The 15,154-nt window shown below is 69.6% G+C and carries 13 protein-coding genes and 1 pseudogene; 8 read left to right on the top strand and 6 right to left on the bottom strand.

Going from position 1 to position 15,154, the window contains the following annotated elements; all coding sequences use genetic code 11:
• Entirely contained in the window at positions 1-708 is a 708-nt protein-coding gene (locus tag E0500_RS07150) for an HAD family hydrolase (protein ID WP_131563254.1), read from the top strand.
• Here E0500_RS07150 and E0500_RS07145 read toward each other — a convergent pair.
• Positions 699-890 (bottom strand): hypothetical protein, encoded by a 192-nt coding sequence (locus tag E0500_RS07145; RefSeq protein WP_131563253.1) that lies wholly within the window; start codon positions 888-890, stop codon positions 699-701. The two genes, E0500_RS07150 and E0500_RS07145, sit on opposite strands and share 10 nt — an antisense overlap.
• Before the next feature lie 223 nt (positions 891-1,113).
• Here E0500_RS07145 and E0500_RS07140 point away from each other — a divergent pair, with 223 nt between their 5' ends.
• Both E0500_RS07140 and E0500_RS07135 read left to right on the top strand, forming a co-directional pair.
• A complete protein-coding gene (locus E0500_RS07140; protein ID WP_309504981.1) occupies positions 1,114-2,034 on the top strand; it encodes a GntR family transcriptional regulator in 921 nt (306 codons plus the stop codon).
• A 150-nt stretch (positions 2,035-2,184) separates the two neighbouring features.
• The gene (locus E0500_RS07135; protein ID WP_131563251.1) at positions 2,185-4,419 is read left to right on the top strand and encodes an aminoglycoside phosphotransferase family protein; all 2,235 of its coding nucleotides are present in this window, start codon (positions 2,185-2,187) and stop codon (positions 4,417-4,419) included.
• 279 nt (positions 4,420-4,698) lie between these two features.
• Here E0500_RS07135 and E0500_RS07130 read toward each other — a convergent pair whose 3' ends face one another.
• Positions 4,699-5,589, bottom strand: a complete 891-nt coding sequence (locus E0500_RS07130; RefSeq protein WP_131563288.1) for a nitroreductase/quinone reductase family protein — start codon at positions 5,587-5,589, stop codon at positions 4,699-4,701.
• Between the two features lie 555 nt (positions 5,590-6,144).
• Between E0500_RS07130 and E0500_RS07125 the strand changes: the two genes are divergently transcribed.
• Complete coding sequence (locus E0500_RS07125; RefSeq protein WP_131563250.1) at positions 6,145-6,897, top strand: hypothetical protein; 753 nt, start codon at positions 6,145-6,147, stop codon at positions 6,895-6,897.
• Positions 6,898-6,983: 86 nt separating this feature from the next.
• On the opposite strand, the pseudogene E0500_RS07120 reads toward E0500_RS07125, so the two are convergent.
• Positions 6,984-7,247, bottom strand: a pseudogene (locus E0500_RS07120) (GNAT family N-acetyltransferase); the annotation flags it as partial.
• A 196-nt stretch (positions 7,248-7,443) separates the two neighbouring features.
• Here E0500_RS07120 and E0500_RS07115 point away from each other — a divergent pair.
• The 3 genes from E0500_RS07115 (at position 7,444) to E0500_RS07105 (ending at position 9,363) form a co-directional block, all read left to right on the top strand.
• The gene (locus tag E0500_RS07115) at positions 7,444-8,037 is read left to right on the top strand and encodes a helix-turn-helix domain-containing protein (RefSeq protein WP_131563249.1); all 594 of its coding nucleotides are present in this window, start codon (positions 7,444-7,446) and stop codon (positions 8,035-8,037) included.
• Between the two features lie 128 nt (positions 8,038-8,165).
• Complete coding sequence (locus E0500_RS07110; protein ID WP_131563248.1) at positions 8,166-8,912, top strand: hypothetical protein; 747 nt, start codon at positions 8,166-8,168, stop codon at positions 8,910-8,912.
• Between the two features lie 118 nt (positions 8,913-9,030).
• A complete protein-coding gene (locus tag E0500_RS07105; protein WP_220140467.1) occupies positions 9,031-9,363 on the top strand; it encodes a DUF2516 family protein in 333 nt (110 codons plus the stop codon).
• Between the two features lie 131 nt (positions 9,364-9,494).
• Here the strand turns inward: E0500_RS07105 and E0500_RS07100 are convergent, their stop codons facing one another.
• From E0500_RS07100 to E0500_RS07090, 3 genes are all read right to left on the bottom strand, one after another.
• The gene (locus tag E0500_RS07100; RefSeq protein ID WP_181586901.1) at positions 9,495-10,931 is read right to left on the bottom strand and encodes a PP2C family protein-serine/threonine phosphatase; all 1,437 of its coding nucleotides are present in this window, start codon (positions 10,929-10,931) and stop codon (positions 9,495-9,497) included.
• A 492-nt stretch (positions 10,932-11,423) separates the two neighbouring features.
• Positions 11,424-12,518, bottom strand: a complete 1,095-nt coding sequence (locus tag E0500_RS07095; protein ID WP_131571882.1) for a C40 family peptidase — start codon at positions 12,516-12,518, stop codon at positions 11,424-11,426.
• A gap of 200 nt (positions 12,519-12,718) precedes the next feature.
• The gene (locus E0500_RS07090; RefSeq protein ID WP_131571883.1) at positions 12,719-13,519 is read right to left on the bottom strand and encodes a class I SAM-dependent methyltransferase; all 801 of its coding nucleotides are present in this window, start codon (positions 13,517-13,519) and stop codon (positions 12,719-12,721) included.
• 279 nt (positions 13,520-13,798) lie between these two features.
• Here E0500_RS07090 and mshA point away from each other — a divergent pair, with 279 nt between their 5' ends.
• A complete protein-coding gene (gene mshA, locus E0500_RS07085; RefSeq protein ID WP_165935249.1) occupies positions 13,799-15,139 on the top strand; it encodes a D-inositol-3-phosphate glycosyltransferase in 1,341 nt (446 codons plus the stop codon).
• Positions 15,140-15,154 lie beyond the last annotated feature (15 nt).

The raw sequence follows: 15,154 nt of genomic DNA, 5'->3' as shown, positions 1-15,154 counted from the left end.
GTGACGGTAGAGACAGAGAACCTGCGAGAACTGCTCACCTCCGTTCGTTTCGTCCTGTGGGATCTGGACGGACCGATATGCCGGTTGTTCGCGGGGCATCCAGCCGATGAAGTGGCCGAGAACCTGGTGCGGTTGATCGACGGGCGTGGTCTCGGTGGACTGCTCACCGAGACGGAGCGATCCACCACGGACCCGCATGCCGCGCTGCTCGGCGTCAACAGGCGACACCCGCGCAGCGACCTGATCGTCGAACTGGAGGAGTGGCTCACGCGGCAGGAGCTGGAGGCCGTCCCCAGGGCGTTTCCCACCGAGTACGCCGATCCGCTCATCAGGACCTGGGCGACACGGGCTCGTTTCGCCATCACCACGAACAACTCGGCGCTGGCGGCGGCTCGTTACATAGCGAGCCGTGGCCTCACCGGCTGCTTTCCCTACATCTACGGTCGTACACAGAACCTGGCTCTGATGAAGCCGGACCCGCACACCCTGGTCCAGGCGCTGAACGCCATGGGTGCCGACCCTTCCGCCTCGCTGATGGTCGGCGACGCACCGACCGACTTCCAGGCCGCCCGGGAGGCGGGCGTGGCCTTCCTCGGCTACGCGCGCAACGGGCGGAAGGCCGAGGAGCTGATGAACGCGGGAGTCGCCCCCGAGTTCATCGTCGGCTCTCTGAAGCTCGTCCTCGACCAGCTGAAGAGTCAGGCCTGAGCCATCAGAGCCACGAAGAAGAACCCCCCGAGCAGCAGGCACGTCCTGTTGCGCGTCTCGATGCCGACGGCCATGAAGAGGATGAACAGCAGCGTCAGCATTCCGTACGGCGACTGGACCATCTGCAACGCGTCGGGCAGCAGTGCGGCCGTCAGCCACTGGAAGACCTTCAAGGAACCCACCCCCGTACATCTGCGATGAACTGATCCGTTGAATCGATCCGTTAGGTCGATCCGTCGAACTGATCGATAACCGGTCCAATTGGACTGACCCGGTTGAATTGGTTGTGCCCTGACTGCTTGATCCCTTAACCGCCCGCCAAACTCGGGCACTCAACCTGCACAACCGGCGGTCGATATGACTGAATGTGGTTTGCCCATACGTGAGGAGAGGTACGGTCGCGGTGTGAGCGCGGAACGTGGTGACAGCGGTGGTGCGGAGTTCGAGCGCGTCCTGGAGAACCTGCGCGGCCGCATCACGGACGGCACCTACGCCCCCGGAGCCCTGCTGCCGCCGCAGCGTGAGCTGGCCCAGGAGTTCGGGGTCTCGCGCGACACCGTGCAGCGCGTGCTCCGGGAGCTGAAGAGCGAGCGCCTGATCGAGTCCCGCCAGGGCAGCGGGACACGGGTCGTGAAGAAGCCGATCCACTCGTTGACGCAGCCGCAGGACGACCCTCTGGTACGGCCGACGCTGGCGCCCTTCATCAACCGGGCCTTCGCCCAGAAGGAGGTGCGACTGGACGTCTTCACCCTGACGTCCGAGAGCCTCGACGCCCACATCCGGATGCAGGCTCTGCGTATCCGCGCCAAGGAGATCCCGCCCCCGGAGCGGATCGAAGTACGGCTTCTGCTGCCCGCCACATCGATGGAGTTTCCGTACCTGCGGGCGCTCGCGGTGAAGAAGGCGGCCGATGGACTGGATGAGGCCCCGCCATTGGACCGGTTGCAGGAACGGGTCCAGGAGCGGTTCCGCGCCATCAGCGCACGGCACACCTCCTCGCTGCGCGCGTCCCTGATCGATCTGGAGACGGAAGGCGTGGTGCCGTCCGCGCGCGTGGAGATCCGGCAGGTGGCGATGGCCCCCACGTTCAAGCTGTACCTGCGTCCGAAGGCCGAGGCGTTGTCAGGCCCGTACGAGGTGCTCAAGCGCACCATCCGGCTGGACGACGGGACGGAGATCGAAGCCCTGGACGTCCTGGGGCTGGGATCGACGCTGCTCCGGTACGTCAACGACGAAGGCGACCCCAACTCCACCGGCTCCGTGTACATGGAAAGCATGCAGGCCTGGTTCGACTCCTGCTGGGAGCACCTCGCCACGCCGGTCTGACGCTAGGGCTGTCTGACGGCACGGCGTCTTCGATGCGGCGCCAATTGCTCGGGTTGGCGCGCCGCGGGCCACTCGGGGAACTACAGTAGGGCCACCTCTTTCACTTCGCATGAACATCAGAAGTGACGCACAGTTATTCAGGAGTGGCCCGTGGGTGCTCCGCCGAAGCCCGGGACTTGCGACCTGGCAAACGCGGCCGATGAGTCGTTCGACAGGCTGGTGGCGTACGCCAGATCCCAGGGGGAGTTCAGCCAGGGCCACCACAATCGGAACTACGTGGCGGCGCCGCCCCAGGGCGTCGACAAGTGGCTCACGGCCCTCGCCGGCCACGACCGGGTCACCGTGCGCGAACAGATCCGCACCGCACTTCCCGTCGTCATCAGAACCTGGCTGGACGAGGCCGAGATCCTCGGAGCGATCTGCCGTGTGCTGCCGCATGTCCCCCGGTGTCTGGTCAAGCGCCGGGACGTGGCCATCCTGAGCTATGTGCAGGGCGTGCCGCTGTCCAGCATCTGCCGCAACGGCAAGCCGGTCGACTCACATCTGATCTCCGCCCTGGCCGGTCTGCTGGCGGACATGACGCAGGTGCGCAGGAAGGATCTGCCTGCCCTGCCGCAGTCCTGGCCCCGGACCAGCCGGGACAGCCGGGCCTTCCTGCGGACCCTGGCGCTCGCGGCGGAGGAGCAGATCCGGCAGCGCAACTGGGGCGAGTTCGGTGGTCTGTTCGCGATGCTGGGCATTCCCGAGGACGCCCTGGTGCGCTTCGCCGAGCGGGTGCCCTCCATGGCCAGCCGGCCCTTCAGCCTGCTCCACACCGATCTGCACCGCGACAACGTGATCGTGTCGTACCACGGAGAGCCGCCGCTGATCTGTGTCGACTGGGAACTGGCGACCTATGGCGATCCGCTGCACGACCTCGCCACCCACCTGGTGCGGATGCAGTACCCCGACGACCAGTGGGCGGAGGTGATGGAAGCGTGGTGCACGGCGATGGCGCAGCGGCGCCCCAAGGCGGTCAACGGTCTGACGCGGGATCTGAAGCACTATGTCGCCTTCGAGAGGGCCCAGTCGGTCTACCCGGACGTGATGCGTGCGGCGACCTCGCTCCGGGACTCCTTCGACCAGCGGGACCTGGACATGGCGACCCATGAGGTGCACCGGGCGCTGCTGGCGGCCGAAGCCCCCTTGCGGTTGAAGCGCGTACCGGACGAGAGGGCGATCGAGCGCATTCTCTTCCGCTGGAACGTGTCGAACGGCAAGCGGCACAGCCGCGACCGGGCGGTGTCGTCCATCTCCTGGACGAGCGACCCGCGGGTGCCCGAGCACCGGGACTTTCCCGCCGCGGCCGTACAGGAAGCGCTGTTCGAGGAGGGTGCCGCCTCCGCGGACCGCGTGTTCAAGGGGACGGCCCATCTCAGTACAGGGGTGTGGGTCAAGGGGGTGCCGTTCCCGGTCATGGTGCGGCGGAAGGTGGGATCGGCCAGCCCCCGGGAGCGCCGCTACCTCAACGAGCACGCCGTCCTCCGCGTGATCGAGGACTCAGGGGTACGGGTGCGTGCCCCGAGAGTGCTGGCCCTGGGCATCAGCGACCTCTGGGACCAGTTCACGATCCACTCCTTCGAGGGACCGAGGGGCGAGATCCGGCACCCCGACCATCCGGCTGACGGGCTGTTGCCGCACGAGGCGGACGACCTCGTCGACCAGCTCTGTGAGCTGACGAAGATCGACGGCGGTCTGCTCGATCCGGACGCGGAAAGCCCGGACTTCTACTGGAGGCTGCGGAACGAACTGATCCGCATGGTGTCCGAGCTCCCCAAGGAGACCCTCGATCTGGCCAGGGAACTCGGCCTGCCGTCCAGCAGTGTCCGGCTGGGCGAGATCCTCGACCGGCACATGGTGACGCCCCGCCGATCCGTGCTCCTGCACGGCGACCTCAACCCGTGGAACCTCGTGCGCCGCGAGGACGGCACAGGGCTGACCCTCATCGACTGGGAAATGGCGATGGTGGGCGATCCGCTCTACGACCTGGTCCGCCACATCCACCTGACGCCGACACTCCCCGAGATCCGGGAGCGGCTCTTCGCCCGCTGGTCCCGTCGGCTCCCGGAGGACTGCACCAAGGGCTGGCGCGACGACTGGCGTGTCTACCGCTGGATCGAGACCGTGCGCTCGGCGTATGTGGACCTGGACCGCCTCGTGACGGGCGACAGCCTGGAGGCTCCCAACGTACGCCGGGCGGTGGACACCTACGCCATGACCCTGACCGCCGCGACGGCCACCCTGGGCCTCAAGGCCAAGTCGACGGCGAACCCCTACCTCGCCCTCGCACTGCCTCACGGAGACCAGGGAACGGCCTTGGCGGAGGGGTATCCCGAAGGGAAGTGACGCCACTGGGTGCCGCAGAGCGGGGAGGGCGCGTGGCTGCCCTGGTGACCGGCGGTCCTCCGCCTCGTGGTGTTACGTGAAGGCGACCGAGTCATGACCGAGTGCGCACCATAGTGATCGTTCCTGTCACTACTGTGAACGAACGTGCCGGTGAGTGGCTTACTCCCCCCGGCGGGCCCAACTCCCCCAGGGCCCGCCAGTCGCTCACCGGCACTGGTGCGCTCCCTCCGCCCCGGCTACGCGTCCGCCCCGGCCGGGTCCGCCCCGGCCGGGTCCGCCTCACACCGTGGCCGTGTCCAAGGCGGGTATCAACTGCTCCTCCTCGTAGGCGAGATGGGCTTCGAGCTCGGCCGTCAGGCGTTCCACCTCACGCAGGACGTGGCCGGGTTCGGTGTCCCCGGCCTCGTCGGCGACGACTCGGCGGAGGTCCTCCAGGAGCGCGGCGATCCGTTCGTGCTCGTGGCGCAGTCGGTTGAGGACCGGGGCCAGTTCGGGGTGGCGGTCGGCGAGGAACGGGAACAGGGCGATGTCCTCGCCGGTGTGGTGGTTGTGCAGGCCCTGGCAGAGGGTGAGGCAGTTGATGCGGAGCTGGGCGCCGAGGCGGGTGTTGGAGTTGGTTTCGTCAGAGCCGCTGTTCCCGGCCGACTGCTCCCCGGTCAACTCCTGCCTAATCAGGGCAAGTTCGCGTCTGAAGGCGTCATGCACGACCTTCACGGCCATGCCCATGGAGCCCGCGTTGATGTTCGGTGGCCCGCCCTTGGCGATCTCGCGCAGGGCGACCACGGGGATGACCCGGTCCGTCTTGGCCTGGTACTCGGCCCAGCCCGGATCGCTCTCGACCGCCCGCGCGAAGGCCTGGTCCCGCTCCTTGCCGGTCAGGACGACGGCCTCGGCCTCGTACGTGAACGCTCCGCTCTCCACGGTCACCCGCGGATGGGCGACCAGGTTGCGGAACCAGTCGGGGTGCCTGGGTGAGCCGCCTGCCGAGGCGATGACGAGGATCCGGCCGTCGCCGTCGTGGAGGAAGCCGACGGGGGTGGTGTGCGGGGTGCCTGTGCGGGCGCCGGTGGTGGTCAGCAGGATGAGCCGGGCGCCCTCGAAATGCCCGCCGACCTGGCCGTGGTTGGCGCGGAATTCATCGATGAGCTGTTGGTTGAAGGGGTTGGTCATTCTCGGGTTGGGCATTCTCGGCTTTCTGTTTTGTGTTTTTGCGTTCTCTGTTTTTGGGCAGGGGTAATTGCCGCGGGGCGCCTGGGAGCGGCGCGTGAGAACGGCACGCGAAAAGGGCACGCGAAAAGGGCACGCGAGAAGGGCGTGTGAGGAGGCGCCTGCGGTGGGGCGGCGTGAAAGCACGCAAGCGGTGCGGGCAGCCCGTTGGGAAGGGGATCAGCCGGGCGTGCGGCTACGGCGTCGTCGTACGGGCACGCGGAAACGCCACGCGAAACCCACGGAACAGGCCGAACGTCCGGTGACATCCGGTGGAGAAAACGGCGGGCCCCTGGCCCGCACCGGCCTCACTCGGAGGCCGGGCAACCAACTCGCTCACGGCACAAGGCCGCCAACCCGGCAGTCATGCGAGTAACCGTAATGCCCAATGAGAGAAACGGCAATGCGGTTATTCGGCGTTGACCGATTTCCGCGCCACGGTCGTACGGGCTCCCGCAGGCGCACGTAGGGACGGTGCCGGGCGGCCGCCGCCGTGGTCGGTCTGGTTGGATTCCTCGCATGACGGATTGGTCGCGGCTCAGCCATGCGTACGGCTCTGCGGAAGACATACCAGCCCTGCTGGACCGGATCGCCTCGGAGCCGAGCTCCGAGCTCTGGAACGATCTCTGGTCGTCCCTGTGCCACCAGGGCAGCGTGTACTCGGCCAGCTTCGCCGCACTGCCCTGGCTGGCCGGCACAGCCGGCTCGGACGACCGGGAGCAGGCGGTGAGCGCCCTGACCCTGGCGGGCGCGATCATGGCGGGCGCCGGTCCGGGGCCCGAGGCCGACGATGTCCGCGTCAAGCACGCGGCCGAGGTGGCGACCTTGCTGTCACTGGCGAACGAGCGCCTTCGGACGGCCAGTGATCGCAGCGAGTACGTCTACCTTCTCGAATCCGTCCTGGCCTTCGAGGGCGTCGTCGGCTGGAGCGAGGAGCTCGCGTGGGGGCTCACGAACGAAGAGTACGAGGTCTCCTGCCCTGAGTGCGAGGAGGTCCTGTTCGTGGTCTTCGGCGAGCGCGGATTCTTCTGCACCAGCGATGACTACGCGCTGTCGGACGACCAGGTGGAGGCGGAGACGAAACCGTTGCGCCCCACCGACCCAGACGATCTGGACGGCATCGGCCGGCGTCTCCACGACACCGCCCTCGCCGACGGCCGGCGAGAGGTCGCTGCCGCGCTGACCTACGTGTTCGGCGACGCGACCTGCCCCGACTGTGACACGGACTTCTCCGTGGCCGCCCAGATCAGCGCCGACTGGCGTTACAGGTAGAGAAGTTGAGCCAGCGGCCAGCGGCTCCAGGCGGACCGAGAACCCCGCGCCGCCGCGTCGGCGAGGGCTCTCGTGTGCACGGCTGCTCAGGCTGGTGCAGCGGATGAGAAGTCGTAGGCAGACCAGTCGGTGAGCTTGCGATAGCCGAGGCCCTGGTAGAGGGCGTTGCTGGTGGGGTTGGACAGGTCCGCGAACAGCACGACATCCCTCGCGCCCGCGGCGAGCGCGGCCCGGCTCACCTCCGCCGTCACGGCGCCCGCGTAGCCGCGACCGCGCAGCTGAGCCGGGGTGTAGACGATGTCCACCTGGATCTGGCCGCCGATCATCGGGTTCATGCCAGGCAGGTTCATGCCAGGCGGCGGCGATCGGCGCAGGCGTCCTCAGCTCAGGCGGGCTCGCGGCGGCTCGGCCCGGTCCGCGCCCGGGGTGCGTTGCCGCCGGATTGACTGCGACACGGCCGACCGCGTGTTCGCCGATCGGCGCTGATGGCACACTTTTGCAAGCGAGTGCTTGCAAAAGTTAGCGGGGGTGGGGCACTGTAGGGGTATGGCATCGCTGAACGTCGGCAATCTTGGTGAGTACCTCCGCGAACAGCGGCGCAACGCGCAGCTGTCCCTCAGGCAGCTCGCCGCCGCCGCCGGGGTGTCCAATCCGTATCTGAGCCAGATCGAGCGCGGGCTGCGCAAGCCGAGCGCGGAGGTGCTGCAGCAGGTCGCCAAGGCGCTGCGGATCTCCGCGGAGACGCTGTACGTGCGCGCCGGCATTCTCGATGCCGAGCGGGACGGCGAGGAGGGTCGACGGGACGGTGCGACGCGCGCCGTCATCCTCGACGACCCCACGCTGAACGAGCGGCAGAAGCAGGTGCTGCTCCAGATCTACGAGTCGTTCCGCAAGGAGAACGGCTTCGAGGTCGCGGGCTCGGCGGACGACGACGGTCTGGGCGACGTCCAGGAACAGGGCGTCCGGGACCAGGGAGTCCAGGGCCATGGAGTCCAGGGAGTCCAGGGTGCTCAGGACGTGACGGATGTGATGGGTGTCACGGGCGTGCGCGGCGAGATACGTGCCGTCCAGGACACCGAACGCCCCGGCCCTCGCACGGCCGACGGCGGCGATGCCGGTTCGCAGCAGACGGCGAGTTGACCCCGAGGCCCTGAAGAGCGGGCCCGTCACCGAGGCGGGCACGACCCCGCGGGCGGCAAAGGTGCCGGACCGCTGCGAACCGAACCACAAAACCCTCAGCCGAAAGCCATTACGGGAGGACGTTCACCATGGCCATCACCGAAGACCTGCGCAAGACCCTCAGCGACCCGACGCCGCTCTACTTCGCCGCCGGCACCGCCGACCTGGCCCTCCAGCAGGCCAAGAAGGTGCCCGGCATCGTCGAGCAGATCCGCGCCGAGGCCCCGTCCCGCATCGAGGCGGTTCGCAACACCGACCCCAAGGTGGTCCAGGAGAAGGCCACCGCGCGGGTCAAGGAGACGCAGGAGAAGGCTGCTGCCCGGCTCAAGGAGAGCCAGGAGAAGGCCGCCGCCCGTGCCAAGGAGGCGCAGGAGAGGGCCGCCGTGCGTGCCAAGGAGGCGCAGGAGAACCTCCAGGTCAGGATCAGCGACATCCTCGGCTCCCTCGACACCGACCTGAAGAAGCTCGGCGAGACCGCCCAGGACCTCGCTCTGCGCGGTGTCGGCGTCGCCGCCGAGTACGCCGTGAAGGCGCGGGAGACCTACGAGAAGGTGGCCGAGCACGGCGAGCAGGCCGTGAAGACCTGGCGTGGTGAGGCCGCGGAGGAGATGGGGCAGCTCGCGGTCGTCGTCGAGCCGAAGCCGGAGCCCGTCGAGGTCAAGGAGCAGGAGCGGCCCGCTGCCGCCCAGCCCGCGCCCGCACCGGCGCCTGCGGCCCAGCCCGCGCCCGCCGCTCAGCCCTCGCCCGCCGCCTCCGCCAAGAAGCCCGCGCCGAAGAAGGCCGCCCCGGCCGCCAGGAAGACCCCCACGAAGAAGATCACGCCTCCCGCGAAGTAGGAACCCCGGTGGGCGAACAGCGGTACGAGAACGGGTCGGGCACCTTTGGGGTGTGCGGCCCGTTCTCCGGGTACGGTGGCCGTAGGACGAATCGACCCGGGTGGTGGGCATTGTGCTGATGACGGCATTCGGCGGCTTCATGTCGCTGCTTTACCTCGCCATGCTGCTGCTCGCGGTGGCGGCGCTGGTACTGGCCGCGATGGCGCGTGACGACGCGTATCGCGCCGCCGACAAGCAGAACAAAATGTTCTGGCTGATCATCCTGGGCGTCACGGTCGCGGTGAACCTGCTCGTGCCGATGCTCTTCCTGCAGATCGCGGGCCTCATCGCGACGATCGTCTTCTTCGTCGACGTCCGCCCCGCGATCCAGCAGGTCTCCGGTGGCGGGGGTGGTGGCCGCCGCGGATCGAGCAGCGACGGTCCGTACGGTCCGTACAACGGCGGCCGGTGACCGGACCGCTCACAGCACCACTCACAGCACCACGCCAAGCAAGCCCCAGCACCCTCAAGGCGCCAGCACCCCAAGGGGCTGCACGGACGCGTGCTGAGCTTTGAGCTGTAGTACGGCGGCCTTCGGGCGCTCTAGGTGCCGCGGTTCAGCAGCAGGACCGCCACGTCGTCCGTCAGCTCGCCCCCGTTGAGGTTGCGGACCTCGCTCACCGCCGCCTGGAGCAGCGCCTCGCCTGCCAGGCCCCGGTCGAGCAGGCGGCGGATCAGGTCGACCATGCCGTCCTGGCCGAGGCGTTCGCCGTCCGTGCCGATGCGGCCCTCGATCAGGCCGTCCGTATAGAGCATCAGGCCCCACGAGCCGCCCAGCTGGATCTGCGTACGAGGCCAGCGGGCGTTCGGCAGCAGACCGAGAGCCGGGCCGTTGTTGCCGTACGGCAGGAGCTCGGCCACCGGAGTGCCTCCCGCGCCGGGGCGGGTGAGCAGCGGGGCCGGGTGGCCGGCCAGGCACAGGCCCGCGCTGCGGCCGTCCGGCGAAATGTCGACCGTGCACAGCGTCGCGAAGATCTCGTCGCTCTCACGTTCGTGCTCCAGGACCTGCTGGAGCGTGGAGAGCAACTGGTCCCCGCACAGTCCCGCGAACGTCAGCGCCCGCCAGGCGATCCGCAGCTCCACGCCGAGCGCCGCCTCGTCGGGACCGTGCCCGCAGACGTCGCCGATCATGGCGTGCACGGTGCCGTCGGAGGTGCGGACCGTGTCGTAGAAGTCGCCGCCGAGGAGCGCGCGGGAGCGGCCCGGGCGGTAGCGGGCGGCGAAGCGGAGCGGGGAGCCCTCCAGCAGGGGGGTGGGGAGGAGGCCGCGCTCCAGGCGGGCGTTCTCCTGGGCCCGCAGCCTGGACTCGGTGAGGTGTCGCTCGGCCTTGTCGGAACGTTTCCGCTCCACCGCGTACCGGATCGCCCGGCTCAGCAGACGACCGTCCAGCTCGTCTCGGAAGAGGTAGTCCTGGGCGCCGACGCGCACCGCCTCGGCGCCGCGCTCGGCGTCGCCGGAACCGGTGAGCGCGAGCACGGCGTGGCGGGGCGCGAGCCGCAGGACGTGCTTGAGCACGGCCAGCTCGTCGTCGTTGCCGGCGTCGCCGCTGCCCGGGGCCGGGAGTGCGAGGTCGAGGAGGATGCAGTTCACGTCGTCGGTGAGGAGCCGCCCGGCCTCGGTGAGGTTGCGGGCGGTGCGGACCCGGATCGGTTTGCCCGCGGAGTCGAGCAGTTCGGGCACGCTGAGTGATCCTGCCGGGTCGTCCTCGATCAGCAGCACGGTGAGGTTGGCGTGGGTGCCGGCAGAGCCGGCGCTGCTGGTGCTCTCGGCGCTCTCGGTGCTGTCGGCAGGGGTGGCAGGTGTGGCGGGTGTGGCGCTCAGTGCCGCCCCCTCTCCGGACGGGATGGGCGAGCCGCTGGGAGGGCCGCTGAACGGGTCTCCGGGCGGGTCGCAGGGTGGGCCGCTGGGTGCGGACACGGAGTGCGCCTGACCACTCTCCACGGCCGGGATCGCTCTCTGCCGCGGTATGGGTACGGGCATCGTCTTGAGTTTCCTTCCCTCCCCCGAGGGCGCGGTGGGAACGAGGAGTCTCGAACCACCGACCGGGACCATAGCGGTAGGCGGCGCGGCAACGGAATGGTCTGCGGGGCGGCTACCGGCGAATGGCCACCGTCATATGCCGCATCCCGTAACGCACTTGGACACGGGGGCTCCGCCGGGGATGACTAATGTCACGCGGGTGGGGGCGGGTGGTGGGGGAACGTGGTAGGGGGCGCGTGGGTGGAGTGTTCCCTTTTCGCCGTTTTTTGTTGCTATTCAGGGGTGTTGGCTGGGTGGGTGGTTGTGGTGAGGCTTGTGGCCTATTAGTCGCATCTGTCGGGGTCTGTTGTTGGTGGTCTGCTGCGGGATTGTCGTGGCTGGTCGCGCCCACGCGGCGGAGCCGCATATGCAGTACAGCCCCGCGCCCCTAAAAGCGCACGGGCGCGGCCCGACCCGTAACGCGGCCCCCGCGGCCCCCGCGCGTCGTGCGGCTCACGCGTCCGGTCGTACGACTCCCAGGATCGGCATGGAGCCCGCGCCTGCGATCGTCACCGTGCGGCCGGGGCGGGGGGAGTGGACGATGGCGCCGTCGCCGATGTACATCGCCACATGGCTGGCGTCCGCGTTGTAGATGATCAGGTCGCCGGGGCGCATGTCCTTGACGTCGACGCGGTCGAGCCGCTTCCACTGCTCCTGGGAGGTGCGCGGGATGCCCTTCCCGGCGGAGGCCCAGGCCTGTGAGGTGAGGCCGGAGCAGTCGTACGTCCCCGGACCCTCGGCGCCCCACTCGTACGGCTTGCCGATCTGGTCCGTCGCGAACTTCACCGCCTTCCTGCCCTCCTCGGACGCCTTGCCGCTGATCTCGTCCAGCACGCCCGAGCCGAGCCACGCGGTCTGCGCCTTCCGTGCGGCCTGCTCCTCCAGCTCCGCCAGCCGCTCGCGCTCCTCCTGCTCCAACTGGGACTCCAGTTCCTCGGCCGCGGCGATCTGCTTCTTGATCTCCTTCTTGGCCGCGGCCCTGGCCTTCCGGTTGGCCTCCAGCTTCTTCCACTGGGTGGAGGCGTCCTTCGCGTACAGCTCCAAGTCCTCCTGCGTGCGCTCCATTTCGGCGAGCACTCCCTTGGACGCGAGCTGGCCCTGCCGTACGCGGCCGGCGCTGTCGAGGAAGTCCTGCGGGTTCTCGCTGAGCCAGAGCCGGACCTCGGGTGGCAGGCCGCCGCCGCGGTACTGGGCGCGGGCTGCCGCGCCCATGAGGTCCTTCAGCTTCTCCAGCCTCTCCTTGCCCTTGACGATCTCGCGGGCCAGCTCGACGATCTCGGCGGACTGCCTCTTGGTCTTCTCCTCGGCCGCGTTGTAGGCGTCCGTGGCCACCGCCGCGTCGTGGTAGAGCCTGTCCAGCTTCTTGCGTACGGCTTCCAGTTCCTCGGTGCTCGCGGTTGTCGCACCGGGCGAATCAGTCGGTGAGGGCGATGGTGTGAGGTTCGGTTTCGCCTGGCTTGCGTGGGCCATGCCCGGTGCGCCCAGTACGGTCACCGCGCAGACAAGTGCCACGGCCGCCGTGGTCAGGCTCCGCTTGCCCGCAGTCATGCCTCTGCCCCCCAAACTGATTTACCGTCAGTAACTTCCGGACACTTGGGGGATCGTGCCATGTCGTGCCGCAATACGACAGAGGAGGACACGAACTCCCTCCCCTCTTCCACTCCTCCGCGTCTTCCGCACCCCTGTGGATGATCTCCCCGCCCTGTGTGACGAACAACTCACGGCATGCGTTCCCCAGGTGCCCCACATCAGCCGCGCGGCGCCAAGGCCTCCCACGCGACCGTGACTTCGCCCTGGCGCCAGCGGGCCGCGCCGTCGCGCACCGGCCAGTCGGTACTCACGGCGCGGACGGCGCGCATCCAGCGCTGGCGGGCGCCGTACGAGGCGTACGGAGCCGCGGTCGCCCAGGCGCGGTCGAAGTCACGGAGGAAGGCATGCACCGGCTCGCCGGGGACGTTGCGGTGGATGAGGGCCTTGGGGAGGCGTTCGGCGAGGTCGGACGGGCGGTCCAGGGAGCCGAGACGGGTGGCGAACGTGACCGTACGGGGGCCCTCCGGGCCGAGCGCGACCCAGACGTGACGGCGACCGATCTCGTCACACGTGCCCTCGACCAGCAGGCCGCCCCGGGACGTGGCCGTGGCGGGGGCGAGCCGCGCGCGGAGGCGGTCCCAGGCCGCGGTCACCTCGTCCTCGTCGTACTGACGCAGTACGTTCGCCGCGCGGATCAGGGTCGGCGTGCCCGGCACCGGCACCTCGAAGCCGCCGTGCCGGAAGACCAGCCCCGCCCGCTCGTACGGCCGCGCTGCCGCCACCCGGGCCGGGTCGATCTCCACACCGACCACGCGGGTACGGGGGGCCGCCGTGCGCAGCCGCTGAAGCAACTCGACCGCGGTCCAGGGTGCGGCGCCGTAGCCGAGGTCGACCGCCAGCGGGTCCGCGGCGCGGCGCAGCTCGGCGCCGTGGGTCGCCGCGATCCAGCGGTCCATGCGGCGCAGACGGTTGGGGTTCGTGGTCCCACGCGTCACGGTCCCCTGCGGGCGGGTCGGCATGCGTACGAGGGTATGCGGGCGCGTTGGGCGGACACCTTGGGCGGGGTGACCCCGTGCGGCCCGTGCGGCCCGTGCGGCGCGAGCAGGGCGTGCAGGGTGAGCAGCGCTCGAACGGTTGAGCGAACCCCGGTAATAATTCGGCAAAGCGGAAATGCCTCGGCCGGCTCCGGTGTTTCCCCACCTCGGAGGGTGCCCGTGCCCTCTGCACGGCAGTCCGCAACAGACGGCAGTCCGCATACGACGCCCCCATACGGCGCCCGCATCAAGGAGGAACGCCTCGTGAGCCAGTACGTAGGCAGGCTCGGGCGTCGCTCCCCGGCGGCACCCCCGCGGCTGAGGCTGCCCCACCGTAAGCCCCGTCGCGTCGCGATGCTCTCCGTGCACACCTCGCCGCTGCACCAGCCCGGCACGGGTGACGCCGGCGGCATGAACGTGTACATCGTGGAGCTCGCGCAGCGCCTCGCCGAGATCAACATAGAGATCGAGATATTCACGCGGGCGACGACGGGCGCGCTCCCGCCGGTCGTGGAGCTCGCCCCGGGCGTGCTCGTACGGCACATCGACGCCGGGCCGTACGAGGGGCTGGCCAAGGAGGAGCTGCCGGCCCAGCTGTGCGCGTTCACGCACGGCGTCATGCAGGCCTGGGCCGGTCACCGCCCCGGCCACTACGACCTCGTGCACTCGCACTACTGGCTCTCCGGTCATGTCGGCTGGCTCGCCGCCGAGCGCTGGGGCGCGCCCCTCGTGCACGCCATGCACACCATGGCCAAGGTCAAGAACGCGGCGCTCGCCGAGGGCGACACCCCCGAGCCGGCCGCCCGTGTCATCGGCGAGACCCAGATCGTGCGCGCCGCCGACCGGCTCATCGCCAACACCGCCGAGGAGGCCGACGAGCTGGTACGGCACTACGAGGCCGAGCCCGCCAAGGTCGCCGTCGTCCACCCCGGCGTCAACCTCGAACGCTTCAAGCCCGGCGACGGCCGCGCCGCCGCCCGCGCCCGCCTCGGGCTCCCGCAGGACGCGTTCATCCCGCTCTTCGCGGGCCGTATCCAGCCCCTCAAGGCCCCGGACGTGCTGCTGCGCGCGATCGCCGTGCTCCTGGAGGAGCGGCCCGAGCTGCGGTCGAAGACCGTCGTCCCTGTGGTGGGCGGTCCGAGCGGCAGCGGGCTCGCCAAGCCCGAGGGGCTGCAGAAGCTGGCCGCGCGGCTCGGTGTCGCTGATGTCGTACGGTTCCGGCCGCCCGTCGGGCAGGCACAGCTCGCGGAGTGGTTCCGGGCCGCGTCCGTGCTGGTCATGCCGTCGTACAGCGAGTCCTTCGGGCTCGTCGCCATAGAGGCGCAGGCGGCCGGTACGCCGGTGCTCGCGGCCGCGGTGGGCGGGCTCCCGGTCGCGGTGCGCGACGGGCACACCGGGTTCCTCGTCCAGGGGCACGATCCCGTCGACTACGCGCGCGTGCTGCGCGAGTTCGCCGACCGTCCCGAGCTGCCCGACCGCATGGGCGCGGCCGCCGCCCGGCACGCCGCGTCCTTCGGCTGGGGCACGGCGGCCTCCGCCACGGCGGACGTCTATACGGCGGCGATGCACAGCTACCGCCGCGGACAGTGCGAGCATCACGGCTGAGGCGTTCACCGCTTC

Source organism: Streptomyces sp. KM273126, from assembly GCF_004337435.2.
Classification (GTDB): Bacteria; Actinomycetota; Actinomycetes; order Streptomycetales; family Streptomycetaceae; genus Streptomyces; species Streptomyces acidicola.
This window is presented reverse-complemented; position numbering and strand designations above follow the sequence as displayed.